Here is an 18,122-nt window from a genome sequence, read left to right on the forward strand (position 1 = left end):
CTGTCAAAAAAGAACCTTATGCCTGAAACACCAAACTATTATTCTGTCAAAGTCAATCTACGAGACGAAGCCAATATGGTGTACACCATGGTTTCCGCCATCATTGACCCGGTTGAAATCAAATCGGTGAAATTTGAGGGAGTTTCTTGTACAAGCCCCCTTTCCCTTTTGCCTGTAAGGTCCACTTTTCAAGACTTTTACAACCGGATGCAAAGGGTCATTTATAAGGGTGAACAACAAAAGAACATCACTAAGTCCTTACAAGAACTCCTCAAAACCAAATTTGGTTCAGAAAGTTTTTTAGAAGAGATCCTCCACTACATGGACCACAATCTCACAGACCGCCTCGACTTTGTTTTCAGTGAAATCCACAAACGAACTGCCGGGAATTCCGAACCAAAAGTAGAAATCCACTTTGAACTGATTGATCCAAATGAGATGACCAAAACCACAGTGGATGAGGAGGAGATTGCGAAGAAGGAAGCTCCACCTGTAACCCCAGTCCCACAAGCTTCGGGATTTCTCATCCCTGCTGACAAACAAATTGTTCAGTTTAAATTCCAACTTTCACCAGTGAATGGTGTACCACTCGTAGAACTAAAAGCAGGCGATAATGTATATGTTCGTTTGGTGCCTGGGGATTCGATCACTGATTCCATTATCAATACATTGGAACTCAAAGAGGATTCTGGTGCCATCAAACAAATCCCTGCAAAGATAGTGAACATTTCGAATAACAAAAATTTTTCGGAAGTGGTAATCAAAATCAATGAACAAATCTACGGAAAAATCATCGAAGAAGAAAATTCGGTGAAAATCAAAACGACCGATAGTAGCCAAGGTGCTGCTAATATCATGAACTCAGTTGCTTCACCAACAGCAAAAATTTCGAAATCCAAACAAAATCCTAATTTAGCTGCCGATGAAAGTTTCCATTTGATGCCTTATATCATTATGCTTGTGGTTCTTGCCATTGGAATGATGACAATCTTTGTGATTCTCTAACCAAAATGACCAAATTCAAACAAAAATTACCTATCCTTTCCCCTCTCTTCATTGCACTTGTTGTTTTACACTCTTTATTTGTAGATTACACAGTACAGTTTCCAGACTTTGTCACTAATGAAAATTCGGAGTCAAGTATTGAAACCATGAAACCTCAAGTGATCACTGAAAATGGAGTGATCGGTAGAATATCTTATCTTGAATCATTTTTAGTCGAGTTAGAATCGAAAGAACTTCCTATCGACACAGAAATGGAAGAGACAAAAGATAGCGTCAAGCGGGTGTTAATCGGACAAAAACTTTTGCTTGGATTATTAATTTTTTATCTCTTCCTTACTTTTTCAACAGCAGTCACATACTCATTGCGTGCTTGGTTTCATAAATCAATGGCACATGTTTTGTATCCAGTATCTCTTATCGTTTTATTGCCGAAGATTTTTTTCCAGTTAAATTTGATGGTACAAAAGGATACTTTATCGTATTTCTACTTTGTTTTTTTGGTTCTAACATATATCACTATGATCATATCCTATAGAACCATCATCAAAGATAAAGAGCCATTTGAAGGTTTCCAATCATTACAATTTTCATCCTCATTAGAGGAAGAAGGAAGATCGCCTAGTAATACGAAAACAGGAACGTATCTTGCACCGGTGTTCCATATTTTAGTGATCATTTTGATTGGAATTTTAATTGGAAATTTGGTATACATTCCCCTTTTCCTACTCCAAAAGCACTACGTAAGTGAGTTTAGTTATTTTATTTTCTTTTTGATTGGACTATTGTCTGTTTTTTATATTTTTAATTATAAAAAAGTTGGTGGTGAGTCAAAAAATGCAAATTGGCAAAACCTTGCAGTTAGCTTTGCTTATTTACAATATCGATTCTTAAGAAATGGTTTTTTATCTATTTTTAGTACCATTCTCATCATCTTGTTTGTTACATTTTTGTTCAGTTTGTTACTTTTCAACATAGATGTAATCCAAAACAATCTTGGTTTGTTTGGAAAAACAACCGAGTTCTAAAACAATTTTAATACAAAAAGAGGTAATCTTTACCTCTTTTTTCTAAGACAAATGATTTCATTTAATAAAATCTTATTGGCAATCAGGTGTTTTATTTTTTTTCACAACACACCAATTCGTTCCATTCGGATAATACGTGTTTCTCGAAAGTAACTCACCTTCATCAGAATACAACTCTGAAGCTTCCTTCACTCCGGTAGGATAATAATAAAACCACTCCCCAACTTTTTTGTCCTCAATGTAACTACCTTTTGCTTCCACTTTTGTATCTGGGTAATACCTCACCCAATCACCAGTGCGTAACCCACCATCATAGAATCCTTTCTCATTCAAGCGGCCATTAGGAAAGTATCGAAGATATGCCCCGTTTTCATTCCCAATCTCAGAAGTATGGATCCAGATTTGTTTTTTCCTATACCCAACTTTGTAATTTTGTTCTATATAAATCTTTCCATCTGAGAAATAAAATTTCCACAAACCATCTCGTTCCCCATTCACCATCTTCCCTTCCATGATGGTATTTCCGACAAGATAGTTTAATTTTTTTCCATACCCATCCGGTTGACCCAAAGAATTAATCGGAACAATGGTTACAAGATTTCCATTTTCATACCATTCACGTAGGTATCCTTCTCCAATCATTTTGTAATGATTGGTTTTTTTCTCAAAACTAGCTTCTTTGGGAACTGATGTTGGTCTTTCTATACTGCCTTTACACGGACCAAACACTATCCCAGCTAACATAACAAATGCGAGGAGTGAGATAAATATCCAAATGGAATTGTCTTTAATGGGTGTAGATGTAGATGTCATTTTCTTCTTTGAATTTTGTTAAAATTTCTTTTGAGATTAAAATACGATTAAGACGTTTTGATCGAATTGGTGTTAAGTAACGCAAACACATTAAAATCGTTCCTTCTGGCTCTAAAGAAGTATAAACGATTGGTGTGGTTTTTCCAAGTCTTACTAAATAGTTTTTTGACATTTCTCTGATTTTCGATTCCACAAGTTCGGGAGCCAAAACTAATTCTTCGTTTAAGATTTGGGTACAAATTTTTTCAGCTTTTTCCCAATTGGACTTTAATTCTAAATAAACTTTGAATTCATCCCAGACAAAATCCATTGTTTCTGAAACGATAAAAAATCGGTATAATACAATATTGTAGTTTGGAAAATGAATGAGTCGATTTGTGGATTGTTCAAATCTTGGATCTTGCGCAATTTCAAGTAATGTAAATTTAAAGAACCCGATATTGACGACATCACCTTTGATGGAATCAATTTCAATTCGATCTCCAACTTTAAAACCATTGGCACCCATGATCATAAACCACCCAACCATATTGAGCCATACTTCTTTGAGCGAAATGACAATACCAGCACCAGCAAGTCCGAGTACAGTGGGTAATAACGACAAACTAGAAAAAATAACGGGGAGATAAGCAATAGCAAAAACGAGTAAAAAACCCATCCTTGCAACTTTTCTACGATTGTATTCGTGAACTGGATCTAAAGCGGGTTTGATTCGCTCCACAAGAAACATAGTGATTTTATAACAAATCACTGCAAAAACAACCATGTAGGCAAAGAGTATAAGAGTTTCTGCAAACTCTCGGTTAGAACTTCTAAGGAGTGTTAATGGATTTAAGTCTAAATAAAATTCTTTTATACTTCCACTACCCATGGAGTTTCATTCCTTTGTGACGTTTTAAGACATCAAGGATGGTTTTTCGTTCAACCGATACACCAAACTTTGGTTTACCGAAGTCTTCCAATAGAACAAACTTCAAAGTATTCCCATCCTTTTTTTTGTCATGTTCCATATGTTTTAATACTAATTCTGGTTTTTCATCTAAAACCGTTGGCAATTCAAGCTGATTCATTAATGAGATTGCCTTTTGAAAATTGGATTCTGAAAAACCTAATACTTCTTTTGATAATAATAAAGCAGTGACAAGACCTACAGAAACAGCCTCTCCATGAGAGTATTTTTTGTAAAGGGTGAGTGACTCAATCGCATGACCAGTTGTATGTCCCAAATTTAGAACTGCACGTAATCCAGACTCTTTTTCATCTTGGGATACAATGGATGATTTCACTCTTATCGATTCTTCGATCACATAACGGAGAATATCTGACTTTTCAGAAAAATCTGAACGTTTGGATTTTGATATTGAATCAAAAAATAACCCACCATCCAAAAACGAATGTTTGACGACTTCTGCAAGGCCACAACTCCACTCTTTTTTTGGTAAAGTCGAAAGAGTAAAAAGTGGAGCAAATACAAATTCAGGCTGGTAAAATGCACCTACCATATTTTTTCCAGAATCTACATTCACAGCAACCTTTCCACCTACCGATGAATCTACACAAGCAAGTAAAGTCGTAGGCACCTGGATGAATCGTATTCCTCTTTGGTAGGTTGCGGCAATAAAACCTGCAAAATCCCCAACAACTCCGCCACCAAATGCAATGATCACGGCATTCCGATCAGCATCGGCTTCGATCAGTTGGTGATATACTTTTTTCACGCGGTCAATGTGTTTGTTTTTTTCACCACCTTTTAGGTAGATAAAGGAAAATGGAATGGAACTTGCTTTTAGTTCTTTGATTAAATATTTTTCGTAAATGCCAGCAATTTCACGACTTGTCAAAACAAAGGCATGTGAGATTTTTTTAAGTGATCCAAGTTTTTCAGAAAGACCAACAAAGTCTTCATGTAATTCAACGGGATAAACAAAACCCGAGCCTACAACTTCTCGTTCTGATAACTTCATGGTTCATTCACCCATGGGCTTGAAATATATCGAGGTTTATTTGTACTTTTAGCACGAAAGTAATGTTTTATATCGGGCCTGAGATCCATCTCCAAAATCTCTTTAGGAGTGAAATAACCAAAACCTGAGATTGCTTTTTCTTGAGCATTGATAACTGGTAATAATTCCTTTACCTTAGTCAAAAATACAATTTGGATTAAATGTCTTTTTTGATTTGGATCTATGGATTCATTGAGGAGCAAAAATTCAGAATGACTGACTTCGAGAGACAATTCTTCTTTAAGTTCTCGTTTGAGTGCCTCTTCACCTGATTCTCCAAATTCAATTCCACCACCTGGTAATAACCAATACCCTGATTGTTTTTTTTGCTGTTGTACAAGTAAAATTTTCCCTTTAGGGTCTTGTATGAGAGCGGCCACTCGGACACGCATAGACTTTGATTTTAATAAAAAATCGATCATAATAATTTCAAAATTCGAAGGGCAGACTTTGCAGCCATTTGTTCTGCTCTACGTTTATTCTTTCCATCACCATTCGATTGAAAGTAATTTTCGCAAGATACTGATACAGAAAATTCTTTATCGTGGTCTGGACCTTCTTCTTTCAAAAGAACATATTCGGGCAATTTTTTCCATTTCTTTTGGCAATATTCTTGTAAAATGGTTTTATAATCTTTTGTTTCTTCTGCCGTTTCCACTCCCTTTTCCATTCTTTGGAAATGGGGAGTGAGAAAGATCCGACAACTGTTTAAACCTTGGTCTAGATATAATGCACCAAGAAAAGCTTCAAAACAATCAGCTTGTAAGTTCAGATTGGCTTCCCCTTTTTCTTTTTCACCTTTTCCTAGAAGAAGATAGTCTGGGAAGTGATATAAACGTGCCAATTTCGCAATGGCGGGTGCTGAGACCATTTTACTCTTGAGTTTGGCTAAGATCCCTTCTTTTCCTTTCGGAAGTGATTTGTAGAGGTATTCTGCAGCAAGGATTCCAAGGACTGAATCTCCTAAAAATTCCAGTCGTTCGTTATCAGAAAGATAACGATCCGAGTCTTCGTTGGCAAATGACCTATGAACAAAAGCTAGGTGGAGGAGGGAAATATCCTTAAAATTTGTTTGAGTAAGGGATTGTAGTTCTTCTAGAGAACTGATTCTTTCAGGAGAAAGTTTGATGCGAATGGGTTGTGACAAAGGAAAAAGATCCGGGTTCCTCTATTCGGGGAACCCGGTTTTTGGATTGGGAATTACCCCTTAAGTTTATCGATGAATTTAATTACATCGCCTACGGTTTGGATTTTTTCTGCGTCTTCATCAGAAATTTCCACACCAAACTCTTCTTCAAGAGCCATCACTAGTTCAACTGTGTCAAGAGAGTCAGCACCAAGATCATTGATGAAGTGAGCTTCAGGTGTAACTTCTGATTCATCAACACCAAGTTGTTCTACGATGATTGACTTAATTTTTTCGAAATCTGCCATTTTATATCCTCCAGGCCACTGTGAACAGTGGGGCAAGTGTTAAATCGTTTTCCGCCAGGTATATATGTACGCCTAGCGTTTTTTTAAAATGAAATTGTCGGAATTTTTGGCAAGTCTAAATAGATTATTTTCCTCTTGAAACCTTTGACATCGTTCTAACATCACCTAACAATTATTAATACCAAAAGACTTCCTTTCTTTCCTGCAAAAAAGAACCAATCCGTTTCCCATTTCAGACAATGATAATATCTTACGCCGATTTCCAATCGATTGATCCATTTTAACAGATTTAAGATCCGTTATAATGAATACCGCTTCCCCTTTTGCTCCTAATTGATGAAACCGTTCTTAAGAATTTTAATTTTAGGAGAATTCCATGATTCAGAAATGGACAAAAACTCTTTCCACAATCCTCCTCGTTTCTTTTTTCGCATCTTGCGCTGATAAAAAAGAGGACAATAATGTATTACTGGCGGGGTTACTTTTCCTTGCTGCCAACCAAATCAAAGTGAATACCGCTAGTGATCTGGTGAACGAATCAGCAGATGATTACAACCAAAACAATTGGGGACTGATCACTCCGCAGACCTTGGCTCGATTTGTAACGAATTGGCCCGCAAACAAACCAAATCATATCACGGGAAACTTGATCATCCTACAAACCGATGCGGCCGATCGCGTTGCAGGAGGAGCGGCTTCCCCTTATATCGCAGAAAACCCTGCCCAAGGTGTCTATGTCTACTTACTTGACGATTATAAACCAGCGAGTTTACCAAGCGGTGGTTTTCGATTCAACCAAACAAGAGATACAGGTTTATTTTCAAACTCAGTTCGCTACCAAGCAAATGGTCAATTTGCGGATGATTGGCTCAAAACATTTGGTATCAATCTATCGAAAGATTTAGTTGTATTTGCGGTAGGTACGGGAAATGGAATTTCAGGTGGTGCCTATCCAAGCAAAGCTGTCGGGGCTGGTGCTGTCCAAGATATCACTCGAGGTGTGTATTGGTTACGGTATTGGGGAGCAGACATCAAAAACCTAGCGATTCTCAATGGGAACCTAAACAAAAAAGCAACAGGTGCAGGAATCCCACTTTCAGCAAGCCGTTCCGATATTAACTTGAAACGAAACGGTGGATTCTCCGTAAAACAACTTCGCGTCGATAACACAGTCCTTACTTTGGGACTAGAAGATATATACGAAATTGCGAAATCAGGCGGGAATGCCAATCTTTTTGGTATCACAGCAAAGCAACAAATTATCGATGCAAGACCAGCAGCACAATACGATGGATCGGCACAAGGCTTGAATGTAGCAAGAGATACCCTTGTTGCGAATCCTGGAAACCAAGCGTATATCACAACTTCCTTCCAATCATCTGGTGCACCTTCTGCATCAGCGGGGAACCAAACATTTGTTCCGTTCGAAGGAAGTATCAAATCCTCAAAAACATTTCCTTGGTCTGATCTATTAAGAGATAACGCAGATGGATATGAATTTCTGGATAAAGCTGCATTGAAAACATTATTTAATACAACTAGAGCTGTTTACACTCCAGGAACGACAATTGTTAGCCAATGCCGAACTAATTTTGAGGCGCAAGTGAATGGATTTGCCTCTTTGAATATCCTTGGATATCCAACGGTCTATTATGATGGTTCTCTTGTGGAATGGACAGCACTTGTCGCAGGCCATGGGACAGTTTCCGTCAACCAAATACCAACTGATTTTAAATGGAGAACAGATGACTCGAGTGTATCAAACTTCCTTTGGTATAACAATGCAACTCACGTCGTGCGCCCAGCGGTTAATCTCACAGCAACCACAACAAAAAAATTCATCCAAGAAGACAAAGCTTACAAATAGTTCTGAATCTTTTCCCAGTTTACCCGCACTCGTCTCCTGGTTAACGCCAGGGGACATCCTTTTCGAATTTCCCTTTTCAATTTTAGTTTTCCTTCCTATTTTGTCTCTATGGCAAGGAATGAAAAAGAAGAGTCCATTCAAATTGGATTTCGAGAAGCATTGGCATTAATTTTACCTTACTTTCGAAAGAAAATTTGGATCCAGTTTCGTTCTGTGATTTGGATTGTCCTTTACCTCACTCTCTTCCAACTCCTTGTGTTACGTGTGCCTATCAAAGAGGCAGGTCTTATCACTTTAGGAATTGTTTCTGTGATCATCGGGCTTAGTTTTTTTTTGGAAGGTTTATTCATCGGTCTCATGCCACTTGGGGAAGCTTTAGGACTTAAACTTCCACAAAAATTAGGCATCGTAAGCATCATGGTATTTTCCATCTTACTGGGAATGGGTGCAACATTAGCGGAACCTGCGATTGCCATCTTAAAAGCTTGTGGCAGTAAAGTCACACCATGGGAAGCACCTTTACTCTATTATTTGTTAAACGAAGGTTCTGATACCCTTTATATCTCTATCGCAACAGGCGTTGGGATTTCAGTGCTTTTAGGGATGTTACGTTTTTTATATGGATTTTCATTGTCCAAAGTTTTAATCCCTTCGATTCTTTTATTGTTAGGTGTGAGTATTTTTGCCTACTTCGATGAAAATCTAAAATACATATCCGGACTTGCTTGGGATTCAGGTGCTGTAACAACGGGACCTGTAACGGTTCCCCTCGTTGTAGCATTAGGAATTGGAATTTCAAAAGTATCAGAAAAAAATGAACAAAGTAGTGCCTATGGGGTGGTAACCCTTGCCTCATTATTCCCCATCCTATCAGTTTTTATGGTAGGGATTTACTTTTCAATGCAAGTTCCCAAGCCAATGTTAGAAGGAGAATTTTTCCAAAAAGAAATCCATTCAACGAAAGGTAAATTTTTGTTAGGTGGAAAAACAAAGGAATTCGAAACGAATCAAAAAACAAGCTCCGTACCAAATACCCGTAAAAAGATTCCAAAAGGGATAGGAAATCATATCTTCGATGCATTTATGATTGCCCTTCGAGCCATTTTACCTTTGTCCATTTTTTTGATCGTTGTATTGTATTTGGTATTAAAAGAAAAAATTCCGTATCCAGAAGAGGTAAGGCTTGGCATTCTATTTTCGGTGATTGGACTCACGATCTTCAATTTTGGAATCATGTTTGGACTGAACCAATTAGGAGACCAAGTGGGATGGAAACTTCCTTCCACGTTTCGTTCCATCGAACTCACTGACTCTACGAAGTACATTCAAAACTTTAATCCCAAAGCAGTTTTTACTGCCCTGAACGAAGAAGGAAAGGAAGAGAAATTCTTTTACCTAAAGGAACGAAAATCCTACACAGAAATTCCCTACAGAGAAGAAAATTGGGACCAATCTAAAAAAGTTTATGAATTCACTCCCATCCATGGACCAATTTTTGGAAAAGAAGACAACTTACTTGGTTATGGTATTGTATTGGTTTTTGCTTTTGTATTAGGATACTCTGCCACATTAGCCGAACCAGCGTTATCTGCTCTTGGTAATGCTGTGGAGGAAACCACTGTTGGAACATTTCGAAAATCACTTCTCATCCAATCCGTTGCTATTGGAGTTGGGTTTGGGACATTGATTGGTATTTTAAAAATCATTTTGGAGATTCCTATCGTTTGGATTTTAGTCCCGGTATATTTATTTTTATTAATTTTAAATCGATTGAGTAAACCTGAGTTCATCGAAATTGCTTGGGATAGTGCGGGTGTGACCACAGGCCCCATCACCGTCCCCCTTGTGATTGCCATGGGACTTGGGATCGGAAACCAATTGGGAACAACGGATGGATTTGGAATTTTGGCATGCGCTTCAGCATTTCCTATTCTCACAGTTTTAGTCATGGGGATCCTTGTCGAAAATTCTCGTAAACTTTCGTTAGACGATTCGGAACAAAAACAAAAGTAACCTTATGAAACAGAAAATGTCTAGGATCACTGCCATTGTCCATCGAGACCTAACAGAATCAGTGATTTCCGCTTTCAAAAAAAACGGAATTCTGTATTACCATTTAGAACAAGGAAGGTATCCGGTTCTTGCCAAAAGAGGAGTATGGTTTTTGGATTTTTACCAAAACCAATCCATTATCGATACTCCCGTTTCTATATTTGAAATCCTATGTGAAGAGAAGTCAGAAAATTTTTTACTCTCCCTCATCCGCGATTCTGCAGAGCTCAATGTACCAGGGCATGGAAGTGTCTATTCAGAATCCATCAATTCCGTAGGAGAAACACCGATTGGGTACACATTTACATCCAAAGAAAAAAGGGAACCAATTGGATTTACGGGTCTTACTGGAATTTTTTGTGTGTTACCGAGGGGTTCTGCTGAACCAATCGCTCGTTTGGTGTTACAAAATGGAATTGCTGTTCCTACCATAAGTTTTGGAACAGGGACTGGCCTTCGAGATCGATTGGGACTATTAAGGATTACAATCCCCAAAGAAAAAGAAATCCTAAAACTTGTGGTTCATTCTTCAGACAGTGAACATGTACTCGATTTTATGATTGAAGTGGGTCGATTGGATTTACCAGGTAGAGGTTTTATTTTTGAATTCCCCGTTGGGAAAGGCCTTCTCAATACAAAAGTGAGTTTGGAAGGACCCAAACAGGCCGCAAGCATGGACCAAATTATATCCGCCTTAGATCAGTTATATGGAAATATGGATTGGAGGAAAAAATCTAACCAATTTAGAATTTCTACGAGGCATAGGAATTATTTTGAAGGAGTGAATTTAGTCCTTAACTGTAAAGAAGAGATGATGGAATTTGTAACAAGTGCCTTACGTAAAGTCGGTGTGACAAGTTCCACCATTTCACTCAACCGACTTTTCCATACAGGAATTACAGATAGTGTTTTTACACCTGCAAGAGAAGTGGCGACAGTCCTCATCCCAAAAAAAAATCTCACAGAAGTGATCGAAGTTTTAAACGAGATCCATTTTTTTTCATCAAGTTTCGAAGGCATTGCCTATACAATGGAAATTCCCAGAGCCTTCTCTTACCAATCGAAGAAATCGAAATCCAAATAGAGCAGAAATGTAGGATTAAAAAAATGGGATCAAAGGAATTCTATTTCAATTTGAATCGATTATCGAATCAAACGCTCATAAATTTGCAAAAAAATCACACCTAAACCACCGATCGTTGCCCCCACAATTGGGATCCCTAAAATTCGTATGGTAAAGTTGATGGCATCCAATCTTTTTTCAATGGATTCAAAACGAGCATCCATTGTCGATTGCATGGATTCAAAACGAGCATCCATTGTCGATTGCATGGATTCAAAACGAGCATCTATCGTTGATTGCATAGATTCAAAACGAGCATCCATATTTGTTTGAAAAGATTCGAATCTAAGATTCATCTCATTTCGCAAAGATTCTGACCTTTGGTTCATCTCATAGCGAATGGAATCGAATCCAGTTCTCACTTCCTGGTGCATGGGAAGAATCTTTGTTTCTTGCATGTTGGTCAAACCTTGGTCTCGTTTCGCTTCAATAGTATCAACGATCCAGTCTTGGATTGCAACCGCGATTTTCGTATCGATGTGGGCTTTTTCTAGAATTTGATATAGTTTTGGTTGGGTACGCATTGATTTCTCTTTGATATAGGAGAAATAATGCGCTCTTGGTTCCACATTTTATGACAAAATCCTCCACTTGAGAATTCATTACCCCAAGTGGAAGGAATGATCCAAATTTTAGTGACCGCCACCTGGTAAAAATCCACCGCCATTGATATCAAGGATATGACCTGTGATAAAAGAAGATGCGTCAGATGCTAAGAAGGCAATTCCGTTTGCGATGTCTTCAGGAAGACCAGCACGTTTTAACGGGATCGCTTGCACCATACCATGTCTGATGTTTTCAGGGATTGCTTCTGTCATTTCTGTTGCGATAAAACCTGGAGCAATTGCATTACAACGAACCTTTCTAGATGCCATTTCAAGTGCCACAGCTTTTGTGAAACCAATCACACCCGCTTTTGAAGCAGAATAGTTTGTTTGTCCTATGTTTCCGTTTTCACCAGAGATAGAAGATAAGTTGATGATGGATCCACCATTTTCTTGTTTCATCATCACTTTGATTGCTGCTTGTGTACAGAGGTAAGTTCCAGTTAGGTTTACAGCAATGACTGCATCCCACTGCTCTTTTTTCATTCTCATAAGGAGAGTGTCGCGAGTGATACCAGCGTTATTCACAAGGATATCAACTGATCCAAATTCTTTTTTGGCGGAATCAATTAGTTTTTGAGCATCTTCTTCGACCGAAACGTTTGCTACAACAGCAATTGCTTTATAACCTTTAGATTTAAGTTCTTCTGCAGTTGCATTGGTTGCTTCTGGGTTCATGTCCGCTACAACGATGTTTGCACCAAGTGATGCAAGTTTCAAACATGTTGCCTTTCCAATTCCTCTTGCACCACCAGTTACGATGGCCGTTTTACCTGATAAACTGATCATTTTTGTTTCCTCTTTTTTTCTAATTCCTAAACAATTTACTTAACGAAATCCTAAACAAATAAATTAAAAATATCCCAACTATGTGTTTACCAAGAATAAATAAGCAAAACAAACGTTATTCGAAAAAAACAAAACACGGCTAATTGGAATCTCCTAATATGGTTTTGTATTCACCGAGTCTTTCGCGTATTCTTTCATTGATCTGATGTTTGGCACATTCTGAAATCACTCTCACTGCATTTTTGACAGCTAACGCATTGGAAGACCCATGTCCAATCATACAAATGCCTTCCACACCTAATAGAAGTGCGCCGCCATATTCAGCATAATCTAAACGTTTTTTTACTGCGGTAAATGTAGATTTTAATAATAAGGCTCCCGTTTGAGCAAGACTCGATTGCCGAATGGAATTTCTTAAAACGTTAAAAATAGATTTAGCAAGTCCTTCTGTTGCTTTTAAAACAATGTTTCCTATAAAACCATCACATACAACAACATCAACTTCGCGACCACTTCCATATAAATCACGGCCTTCTACATTCCCAACAAAGTTAAATGGAATTTTTTTTAAGAGATCAAAGGTTTTGACAGAAACGGTATTTCCTTTTTTGTCTTCTTCCCCATTCGAAAGAATACCTACCTTTGGATTTTTAACACCAAAGAGTTCACGTGAATAAATTTCACCCATGATGGCAAACTGCGCTAAGTATTCTGGTTTGCAGTCTACATTGGCACCAGCATCTAACAAAATAACAGGTGGTCCTTCTTCTCTTGGAATTGGTGCAGCAATAGGAGGTCGCAAAACACCTGGTAGTCGACCAAGATGTAATAATGCAGCGGCCATAGTAGCGCCAGTGTTTCCAGGTGAAAACACACCGATACATTCTTTGTCTGCTACCAAACGAACTGCTTTGACTACGGAAGAATCCTCCATAGCACGGACTGCTATCGAAGGAGAATCATTCATACCGATGATCTCGGTAGAATGTACGACACGGATTTTCTCTGTGTCATAATCGAATTTTAACAGGATATCAAGTAACTCTTGTTCATCGCCAACAAGCGAAACAGACAGTCCGAATTCTCGTACTGCCAGTACCGCGCCCTCGACGATTGCTTCAGGGCCGTAATCTCCGCTCATCGCGTCCACGGCGACCCACATAACGGTTAGTTATCTTCGGTTGTTTTTTTAACTTTTTGAGCGACTACGAGTTTTCCCTTATAAAAACCGCAATAAGGGCAAACACGGTGGGACAGAACAAATGATCCACAATTGGAACACGGGTTTAAGTTAGGTTTGCCAATCGCATGATGGGCTCTTTTTGTTCTAACTTTCGATTTTGATTTACGTCTCTTTGGGACTGCCATGGCTATCCTCTATGGAATTATAACTGGTTTTTACTATGTTTTGGAAATCCGATGTGAAAACAATATTTTAATTTTCTAGGCTCTCGATAAGAGACCGTAATTCGGCGTGTTTGTGATAAAAAGAGGAGCGATTGCTGACTAAACGGGCTGTACTATACAAAATCGACTCAAATTCTTTCAGTCCATTGGCTTTTAGGGTTCCACCAGTCGAAACTAAGTCCACGATACAATCCGAAAGCCCCACAATGGGTGCCAGTTCAATGGAACCATAAAGTTTGATGATTTCACAAGAAATGCCTTTGGAAAAAAAATACTCTCGGGTTAGATTTGGGTATTTGGTAGCCACACGAACTTTGGATCGTTTGGCAAATAGATCAAAGTCAGGAAACGAAGCGAGAGAAAGTCTGCAGGCACCAAGTTTTAGATCCACAGGGGCTATGAGGTCAAATCCCCCTTCTCTTATGATGTCCCAACCAACAATACCTGCATCGGCTGCCGCTTCTTCCACATACGTACAAACATCTTGGGATCTAACAAATAAAAGTCGAATCCGTTTGTCTTCTGAAACAAAAGTAAGTTCTTTGGAACCCTCGGATGGCAAAGTTTTTAGCCATCCTTTGGATAACAAAAGGAGTGCGGTTTCTTCGGCAAGCCTACCTTTCGGAAGAGCCAAAGTTAACATTGGTTAGTTTTTACCGAGTTTGAGGAGTAAATAACTACTAAGGAGTTTTACATCTTCCCCAGATTCAGCACCATCAAGTTTGACAGCTTTTTCAAGGTATTGTTTCGCAGAAGGTTTGTCTCCGGTAAGATAAGACAAACGTCCAGCTTGGTAGTAAGACCATGCTTTGAACCCATTTAATTCACGAGCAGGTTCAATCACAGAGGCTGCAATTTTATAATTTTCTAAAGACTTAGTATTATTTTTTTCACGTTCACGGTAATTGCCCGCAATGTAAAAATAAAGTGCTTTGATTTCTTTTGGTGTGTCGATTTTTTTTGCTGCATCTTCTAGGTAAGTAGCTGCCTTCCCGAAATCACCTTTTTCAGCATACAATTTCGAAAGATCCTTCCAAACTCTAAGTTCCATTCGACCGGTACTTTGGTTTTGTAAAAACACTTCCAAACTTTGGATTTGTGCATCCAAACTAACATTTGCTTTTTGGTGGGTGAGTTTGAGATCTTCTAATGTTACGGTTTCTTTTTCAAATAAGTATTGTCTATATTCAAAAAAACCAATGACACAAGCTAACACAATAATAGCGGAAGCAAGAGAGATAAAAACTGCCTTTCGATTTTTAGCTAAAAAATGAGTGAACTTTAAAAACAAAAGTTCTGCTTTCGAACCTTCAAAGTCAGCGAACTCATCCTTTTGGATGAGTTCGGCTTGTTTTTTTTGTTCGATGATGTTCTTTTTGTGAAACTTATCCATAGACCTATCGGTTTTGGTTTAAATTCATAAAAGATCCGATGGATTCACGTGAAGGTTGGTTATCTTCCTTCATGTATTTTGCCATCTCTTCTCTTTCTACCGCTTTATCAAAGTCTTTGATAGAGAGAGAAATCTTTTTATTGTTAGGTTCAATTTTCACAACCACTGTGCGAACAGAATCCCCTACTTTATAAAGATCTTCTAGTTTAATGTTACGACCATCTGGGATTTCAGAAATATGAACAAGACCTTCGTAACCTGGTTCTACTTCTACGAAAACACCAAAACTAACGATCGACTTCACACGGCCTTCAACAAGGGTACCCGGTGGGTATTTTTTGCGGAGTGCTTCGTATGGGTGCTCGGAAAGTTGTTTCAATCCACAGCTGATACGTTGCGCATCTAAGTTCACATCGAGGATTTTGTACTGAACCGATTGGCCTTTTTTGAGAAGGTTTAATGGATTCTTTTCTTTTTCATCCCAAGTGATATCAGAGATGTGAATGAGTCCTTCAATTCCACTTTCTACTTCAACAAATGCACCGTATTTAGTGATCCCAGTGATTTTACCTTCAAGAACGTTTCCTGCACGAACATTCGCAGAAAGTGCTTCCCAAGGGTTAGGTAGGAGTTGTTTGAGTCCGAGTGACAAACGTCTTGCTTCGAAATCAATGTCTAAAATTTCAGAGTCAACTTCTTGGCCTTTTTTCAAAACATCTTTTGGATGAGGTGGTTTTTTAGCCCAAGAAAGTTCGGTTGTATGGATGAGGCCTTCCAAACCTTCCTTGAGTTCTACGAAGGCTCCGAAGTTGGTAAGGGAAGTCACGATTCCTCGCACAACCATTCCTTTTTCAAGTTCCTTCTTCGCCCAAGCCCAAGGATCTTCATACAACTGTTTGATGCCGAGAGATAGTTTGTTATTTTCCTTATCAACTTCGAGTACGATGACTTCAACTTCAGCGCCGATGTTAAAGTATTGTTTGAAAGGAGCAAATTTTTTATAAGAAATATCATTTTGGCGGAGCAGTCCCACCACTTCGTAAACAGAAAGGAAAACACCAAAGTTGGCGATTTTTACAACCTTTCCAGTTACTTTGTCCCCTACTTTGACTTTGCCGAGGAGTTCTTCCCATTTCTCACCGTTGATTTCGTCGAGAAGGGTTTTACGAGAAACCACACCGGTTCTTGTTTTTTCATTGAGTTCAATGATTTTGAATGAAAACTCTTTTCCACCTTCTGTGGATTCTTTAAAACGAACTCCCACATGAGATGCAGGAAGGAAAAGTTGAATGCCTTCGCTTTCCACAAGGTATCCCTTGTTTTTCACTTCTCCAACGATTTTACCCGAAAGTGGGTAACCGTTTTGGCTTGCATCTTTTATGGTTTCCCAACCAACTCTTTGGTCCGCTTCTTTTTTGGAGAGGACACAATACCCGTCTACCCGCTTTTTGATGATCGCACTGACTTTCTCTCCACGTTTTGGTGTTTCAGAGAAGTCTTCACGAGAAACACGAGCTTCTAATTTTTCTCCAATATCAAGGAAAACAGTGTCACCGATGACATCGACTACAGTCCCTTCAATCAGGGTGCCTTTTCCTGCGGAGTTCTCTTGTTCTTGTGCTTGTGACTGCGATTCCCACTTCTCTAATAATTCGCCGAAGGAAGTGGTCTCATTTTTGGGGGAGGATGGGTTGGTTGAATTCAATGGTTACCGGGATACAAAACTTAGATTTGCCCAGAGGGTGAAACCTTGGACAGGATAGTATTTAGGACAGTTTCTGTGTCGAGGGTGCTCGTGTCAATCAGGAATGCGTCCGAAGCTTGTTTGAGTGGGGCCACAGTACGGGTGGTGTCACTTTCATCCCGAGCCACAATTTCCTCTTTGATGTGATTCAGGTCAGCTTTGAAGCCTTTGGCAACTAATTCATCATATCGGCGTTTCGCACGGACTTCCACAGATGCAGTGAGAAAAAATTTAAATTTCGACTTCGGGAAAACTTCGGTCCCAATGTCACGCCCATCCATGACTAGTTTGTGGGTTTTGGCAAATTCTCGGATGTGGCGATTAAGGATTTCTCGGAAGGCACGCTTCGGAGCGATGTAACGAATTTTTTTAGTGATTTCTGGGTCTCGGATTTCATGACTTATGTCTCTTGTTCCGAGGAACATAAGATTCTCTCCTTGGGAAGAAAGTTCGCAATGTACGGGGATCTTTGCGACAGAAAATCCAAATTCTGCTTCGTCCTTCTCGAGAAGGGTGGCATCGGCAAGTTTTTCGGTATAAAAAGGAAATTTGGATTCGTCGTCTTTCGTTTCTAAAAATTTTTCCCATATGGCAAAGGTTAGAGCACGGTAAAAAGCACCTGAATCCAAATAATGAAACCCAAGTTTATGGGCAATCATACGGGCAAGGGTACTTTTTCCTGAACCGGCCGGTCCATCAATGGCGATTACGTTTTCAATCAATTGTAAACTCATAACTAGATGACCAAAATACTCGAATGGAATTGAATTCGTCGAGAGGAATTCTTCTGTCGATGCATAAGCTAACCGGAGGTAGATGTATTCATATTGACATGTTTTTTTTCGTCGCAAAGATCATGGGC

At 38.8% G+C, this 18,122-nt stretch carries 19 protein-coding genes; 5 read left to right on the forward strand and 14 right to left on the reverse strand.

The window, feature by feature from the left end; all coding sequences use genetic code 11:
* The first annotated feature begins 18 nt into the window (after positions 1–18).
* Both EHQ43_RS08485 and EHQ43_RS08490 read left to right on the forward strand, forming a co-directional pair.
* Positions 19–1,005 carry a hypothetical protein gene (locus tag EHQ43_RS08485; protein ID WP_135770774.1) on the forward strand — a complete coding sequence of 329 codons (987 nt, stop codon included), beginning with the start codon at positions 19–21 and terminating at the stop codon, positions 1,003–1,005.
* 5 nt (positions 1,006–1,010) lie between these two features.
* The gene (locus tag EHQ43_RS08490) at positions 1,011–2,030 is read left to right on the forward strand and encodes an LIC_10230 family protein (RefSeq protein ID WP_135770776.1); all 1,020 of its coding nucleotides are present in this window, start codon (positions 1,011–1,013) and stop codon (positions 2,028–2,030) included.
* A 72-nt stretch (positions 2,031–2,102) separates the two neighbouring features.
* Here EHQ43_RS08490 and EHQ43_RS08495 read toward each other — a convergent pair whose 3' ends face one another.
* From EHQ43_RS08495 to acpP, 6 genes are read right to left on the reverse strand one after another with little or no spacing between them, the layout of a single operon-like run.
* Positions 2,103–2,843, reverse strand: coding sequence for a toxin-antitoxin system YwqK family antitoxin (locus EHQ43_RS08495; RefSeq protein WP_135740706.1), 741 nt, complete (start codon positions 2,841–2,843; stop codon positions 2,103–2,105).
* Positions 2,818–3,714: a mechanosensitive ion channel family protein gene (locus tag EHQ43_RS08500; protein ID WP_135740705.1), complete on the reverse strand. Its 897-nt coding sequence runs from the start codon at positions 3,712–3,714 to the stop codon at positions 2,818–2,820. The genes EHQ43_RS08495 and EHQ43_RS08500 overlap by 26 nt, the downstream gene beginning before the upstream one ends.
* On the reverse strand, positions 3,707–4,807 hold the full coding sequence (aroB, locus tag EHQ43_RS08505) for a 3-dehydroquinate synthase (protein WP_135770778.1): 1,101 nt from the start codon (positions 4,805–4,807) through the stop codon (positions 3,707–3,709). The genes EHQ43_RS08500 and aroB overlap by 8 nt, the downstream gene beginning before the upstream one ends.
* Positions 4,804–5,268, reverse strand: a complete 465-nt coding sequence (locus EHQ43_RS08510; protein ID WP_135740703.1) for an NUDIX hydrolase — start codon at positions 5,266–5,268, stop codon at positions 4,804–4,806. Before EHQ43_RS08510 ends, aroB begins: the two co-directional genes overlap by 4 nt.
* Positions 5,265–5,993 (reverse strand): ribonuclease III, encoded by a 729-nt coding sequence (rnc, locus tag EHQ43_RS08515; RefSeq protein ID WP_135740702.1) that lies wholly within the window; start codon positions 5,991–5,993, stop codon positions 5,265–5,267. The genes EHQ43_RS08510 and rnc overlap by 4 nt, the downstream gene beginning before the upstream one ends.
* 53 nt (positions 5,994–6,046) lie before the next feature.
* Positions 6,047–6,280: an acyl carrier protein gene (acpP, locus tag EHQ43_RS08520; protein WP_002974954.1), complete on the reverse strand. Its 234-nt coding sequence runs from the start codon at positions 6,278–6,280 to the stop codon at positions 6,047–6,049.
* 376 nt (positions 6,281–6,656) lie between these two features.
* Between acpP and EHQ43_RS08525 the strand changes: the two genes are divergently transcribed.
* The 3 genes from EHQ43_RS08525 (at position 6,657) to EHQ43_RS08535 (ending at position 11,283) form a co-directional block, all read left to right on the forward strand.
* A complete protein-coding gene (locus EHQ43_RS08525; RefSeq protein WP_135770780.1) occupies positions 6,657–8,147 on the forward strand; it encodes a sulfurtransferase in 1,491 nt (496 codons plus the stop codon).
* 108 nt (positions 8,148–8,255) lie between these two features.
* The gene (locus EHQ43_RS08530) at positions 8,256–10,160 is read left to right on the forward strand and encodes a DUF1538 domain-containing protein (RefSeq protein WP_135770782.1); all 1,905 of its coding nucleotides are present in this window, start codon (positions 8,256–8,258) and stop codon (positions 10,158–10,160) included.
* Positions 10,161–10,164: 4 nt separating this feature from the next.
* Positions 10,165–11,283 (forward strand): hypothetical protein, encoded by a 1,119-nt coding sequence (locus tag EHQ43_RS08535; protein ID WP_135770784.1) that lies wholly within the window; start codon positions 10,165–10,167, stop codon positions 11,281–11,283.
* A gap of 59 nt (positions 11,284–11,342) precedes the next feature.
* On the opposite strand, the gene EHQ43_RS08540 is transcribed toward EHQ43_RS08535, so the two are convergent.
* The 8 genes from EHQ43_RS08540 to cmk all read right to left on the reverse strand — a co-directional run bounded on the left by EHQ43_RS08540 (position 11,343) and on the right by cmk (position 17,994).
* On the reverse strand, positions 11,343–11,846 hold the full coding sequence (locus EHQ43_RS08540) for a hypothetical protein (protein ID WP_208730993.1): 504 nt from the start codon (positions 11,844–11,846) through the stop codon (positions 11,343–11,345).
* A 108-nt stretch (positions 11,847–11,954) separates the two neighbouring features.
* Positions 11,955–12,716 carry a 3-oxoacyl-ACP reductase FabG gene (fabG, locus tag EHQ43_RS08545; RefSeq protein ID WP_135740697.1) on the reverse strand — a complete coding sequence of 254 codons (762 nt, stop codon included), beginning with the start codon at positions 12,714–12,716 and terminating at the stop codon, positions 11,955–11,957.
* A 139-nt stretch (positions 12,717–12,855) separates the two neighbouring features.
* Positions 12,856–13,878, reverse strand: coding sequence for a phosphate acyltransferase PlsX (plsX, locus tag EHQ43_RS08550; RefSeq protein ID WP_135740696.1), 1,023 nt, complete (start codon positions 13,876–13,878; stop codon positions 12,856–12,858).
* A gap of 5 nt (positions 13,879–13,883) precedes the next feature.
* A complete protein-coding gene (gene rpmF, locus EHQ43_RS08555; protein WP_015679024.1) occupies positions 13,884–14,084 on the reverse strand; it encodes a 50S ribosomal protein L32 in 201 nt (66 codons plus the stop codon).
* Between the two features lie 67 nt (positions 14,085–14,151).
* The gene (hisG, locus tag EHQ43_RS08560; RefSeq protein WP_135740695.1) at positions 14,152–14,766 is read right to left on the reverse strand and encodes an ATP phosphoribosyltransferase; all 615 of its coding nucleotides are present in this window, start codon (positions 14,764–14,766) and stop codon (positions 14,152–14,154) included.
* 3 nt (positions 14,767–14,769) lie between these two features.
* Positions 14,770–15,516, reverse strand: a complete 747-nt coding sequence (locus EHQ43_RS08565) for a tetratricopeptide repeat protein (protein ID WP_135740694.1) — start codon at positions 15,514–15,516, stop codon at positions 14,770–14,772.
* Between the two features lie 4 nt (positions 15,517–15,520).
* Positions 15,521–17,221 carry a 30S ribosomal protein S1 gene (locus EHQ43_RS08570; protein ID WP_015679004.1) on the reverse strand — a complete coding sequence of 567 codons (1,701 nt, stop codon included), beginning with the start codon at positions 17,219–17,221 and terminating at the stop codon, positions 15,521–15,523.
* A 20-nt stretch (positions 17,222–17,241) separates the two neighbouring features.
* Complete coding sequence (gene cmk, locus EHQ43_RS08575; protein ID WP_135753092.1) at positions 17,242–17,994, reverse strand: (d)CMP kinase; 753 nt, start codon at positions 17,992–17,994, stop codon at positions 17,242–17,244.
* Positions 17,995–18,122: the final 128 nt, after the last annotated feature.

Origin of the sequence: Leptospira bouyouniensis, from assembly GCF_004769525.1 — a bacterium.
In the GTDB taxonomy this organism is placed as follows: domain Bacteria; phylum Spirochaetota; class Leptospiria; order Leptospirales; family Leptospiraceae; genus Leptospira_A; species Leptospira_A bouyouniensis.

Bases quoted from the DNA above. Each gene is read 5' to 3' on its own strand.
- EHQ43_RS08485 (WP_135770774.1), top strand. From the start codon at position 19: ATGCCTGAAACACCAAACTATTATTCTGTCAAAGTCAATCTACGAGAC.
- EHQ43_RS08490 (WP_135770776.1), top strand. From the start codon at position 1,011: ATGACCAAATTCAAACAAAAATTACCTATCCTTTCCCCTCTCTTCATT.
- EHQ43_RS08495 (WP_135740706.1), bottom strand. From the start codon at position 2,843: ATGACATCTACATCTACACCCATTAAAGACAATTCCATTTGGATATTT.
- EHQ43_RS08500 (WP_135740705.1), bottom strand. From the start codon at position 3,714: ATGGGTAGTGGAAGTATAAAAGAATTTTATTTAGACTTAAATCCATTA.
- aroB (WP_135770778.1), bottom strand. From the start codon at position 4,807: ATGAAGTTATCAGAACGAGAAGTTGTAGGCTCGGGTTTTGTTTATCCC.
- EHQ43_RS08510 (WP_135740703.1), bottom strand. From the start codon at position 5,268: ATGATCGATTTTTTATTAAAATCAAAGTCTATGCGTGTCCGAGTGGCC.
- acpP (WP_002974954.1), bottom strand. From the start codon at position 6,280: ATGGCAGATTTCGAAAAAATTAAGTCAATCATCGTAGAACAACTTGGT.
- EHQ43_RS08525 (WP_135770780.1), top strand. From the start codon at position 6,657: ATGATTCAGAAATGGACAAAAACTCTTTCCACAATCCTCCTCGTTTCT.
- EHQ43_RS08530 (WP_135770782.1), top strand. From the start codon at position 8,256: ATGGCAAGGAATGAAAAAGAAGAGTCCATTCAAATTGGATTTCGAGAA.
- EHQ43_RS08535 (WP_135770784.1), top strand. From the start codon at position 10,165: ATGAAACAGAAAATGTCTAGGATCACTGCCATTGTCCATCGAGACCTA.
- EHQ43_RS08540 (WP_208730993.1), bottom strand. From the start codon at position 11,846: ATGCGTACCCAACCAAAACTATATCAAATTCTAGAAAAAGCCCACATC.
- fabG (WP_135740697.1), bottom strand. From the start codon at position 12,716: ATGATCAGTTTATCAGGTAAAACGGCCATCGTAACTGGTGGTGCAAGA.
- plsX (WP_135740696.1), bottom strand. From the start codon at position 13,878: ATGTGGGTCGCCGTGGACGCGATGAGCGGAGATTACGGCCCTGAAGCA.
- rpmF (WP_015679024.1), bottom strand. From the start codon at position 14,084: ATGGCAGTCCCAAAGAGACGTAAATCAAAATCGAAAGTTAGAACAAAA.
- hisG (WP_135740695.1), bottom strand. From the start codon at position 14,766: ATGTTAACTTTGGCTCTTCCGAAAGGTAGGCTTGCCGAAGAAACCGCA.
- EHQ43_RS08565 (WP_135740694.1), bottom strand. From the start codon at position 15,516: ATGGATAAGTTTCACAAAAAGAACATCATCGAACAAAAAAAACAAGCC.
- cmk (WP_135753092.1), bottom strand. From the start codon at position 17,994: ATGAGTTTACAATTGATTGAAAACGTAATCGCCATTGATGGACCGGCC.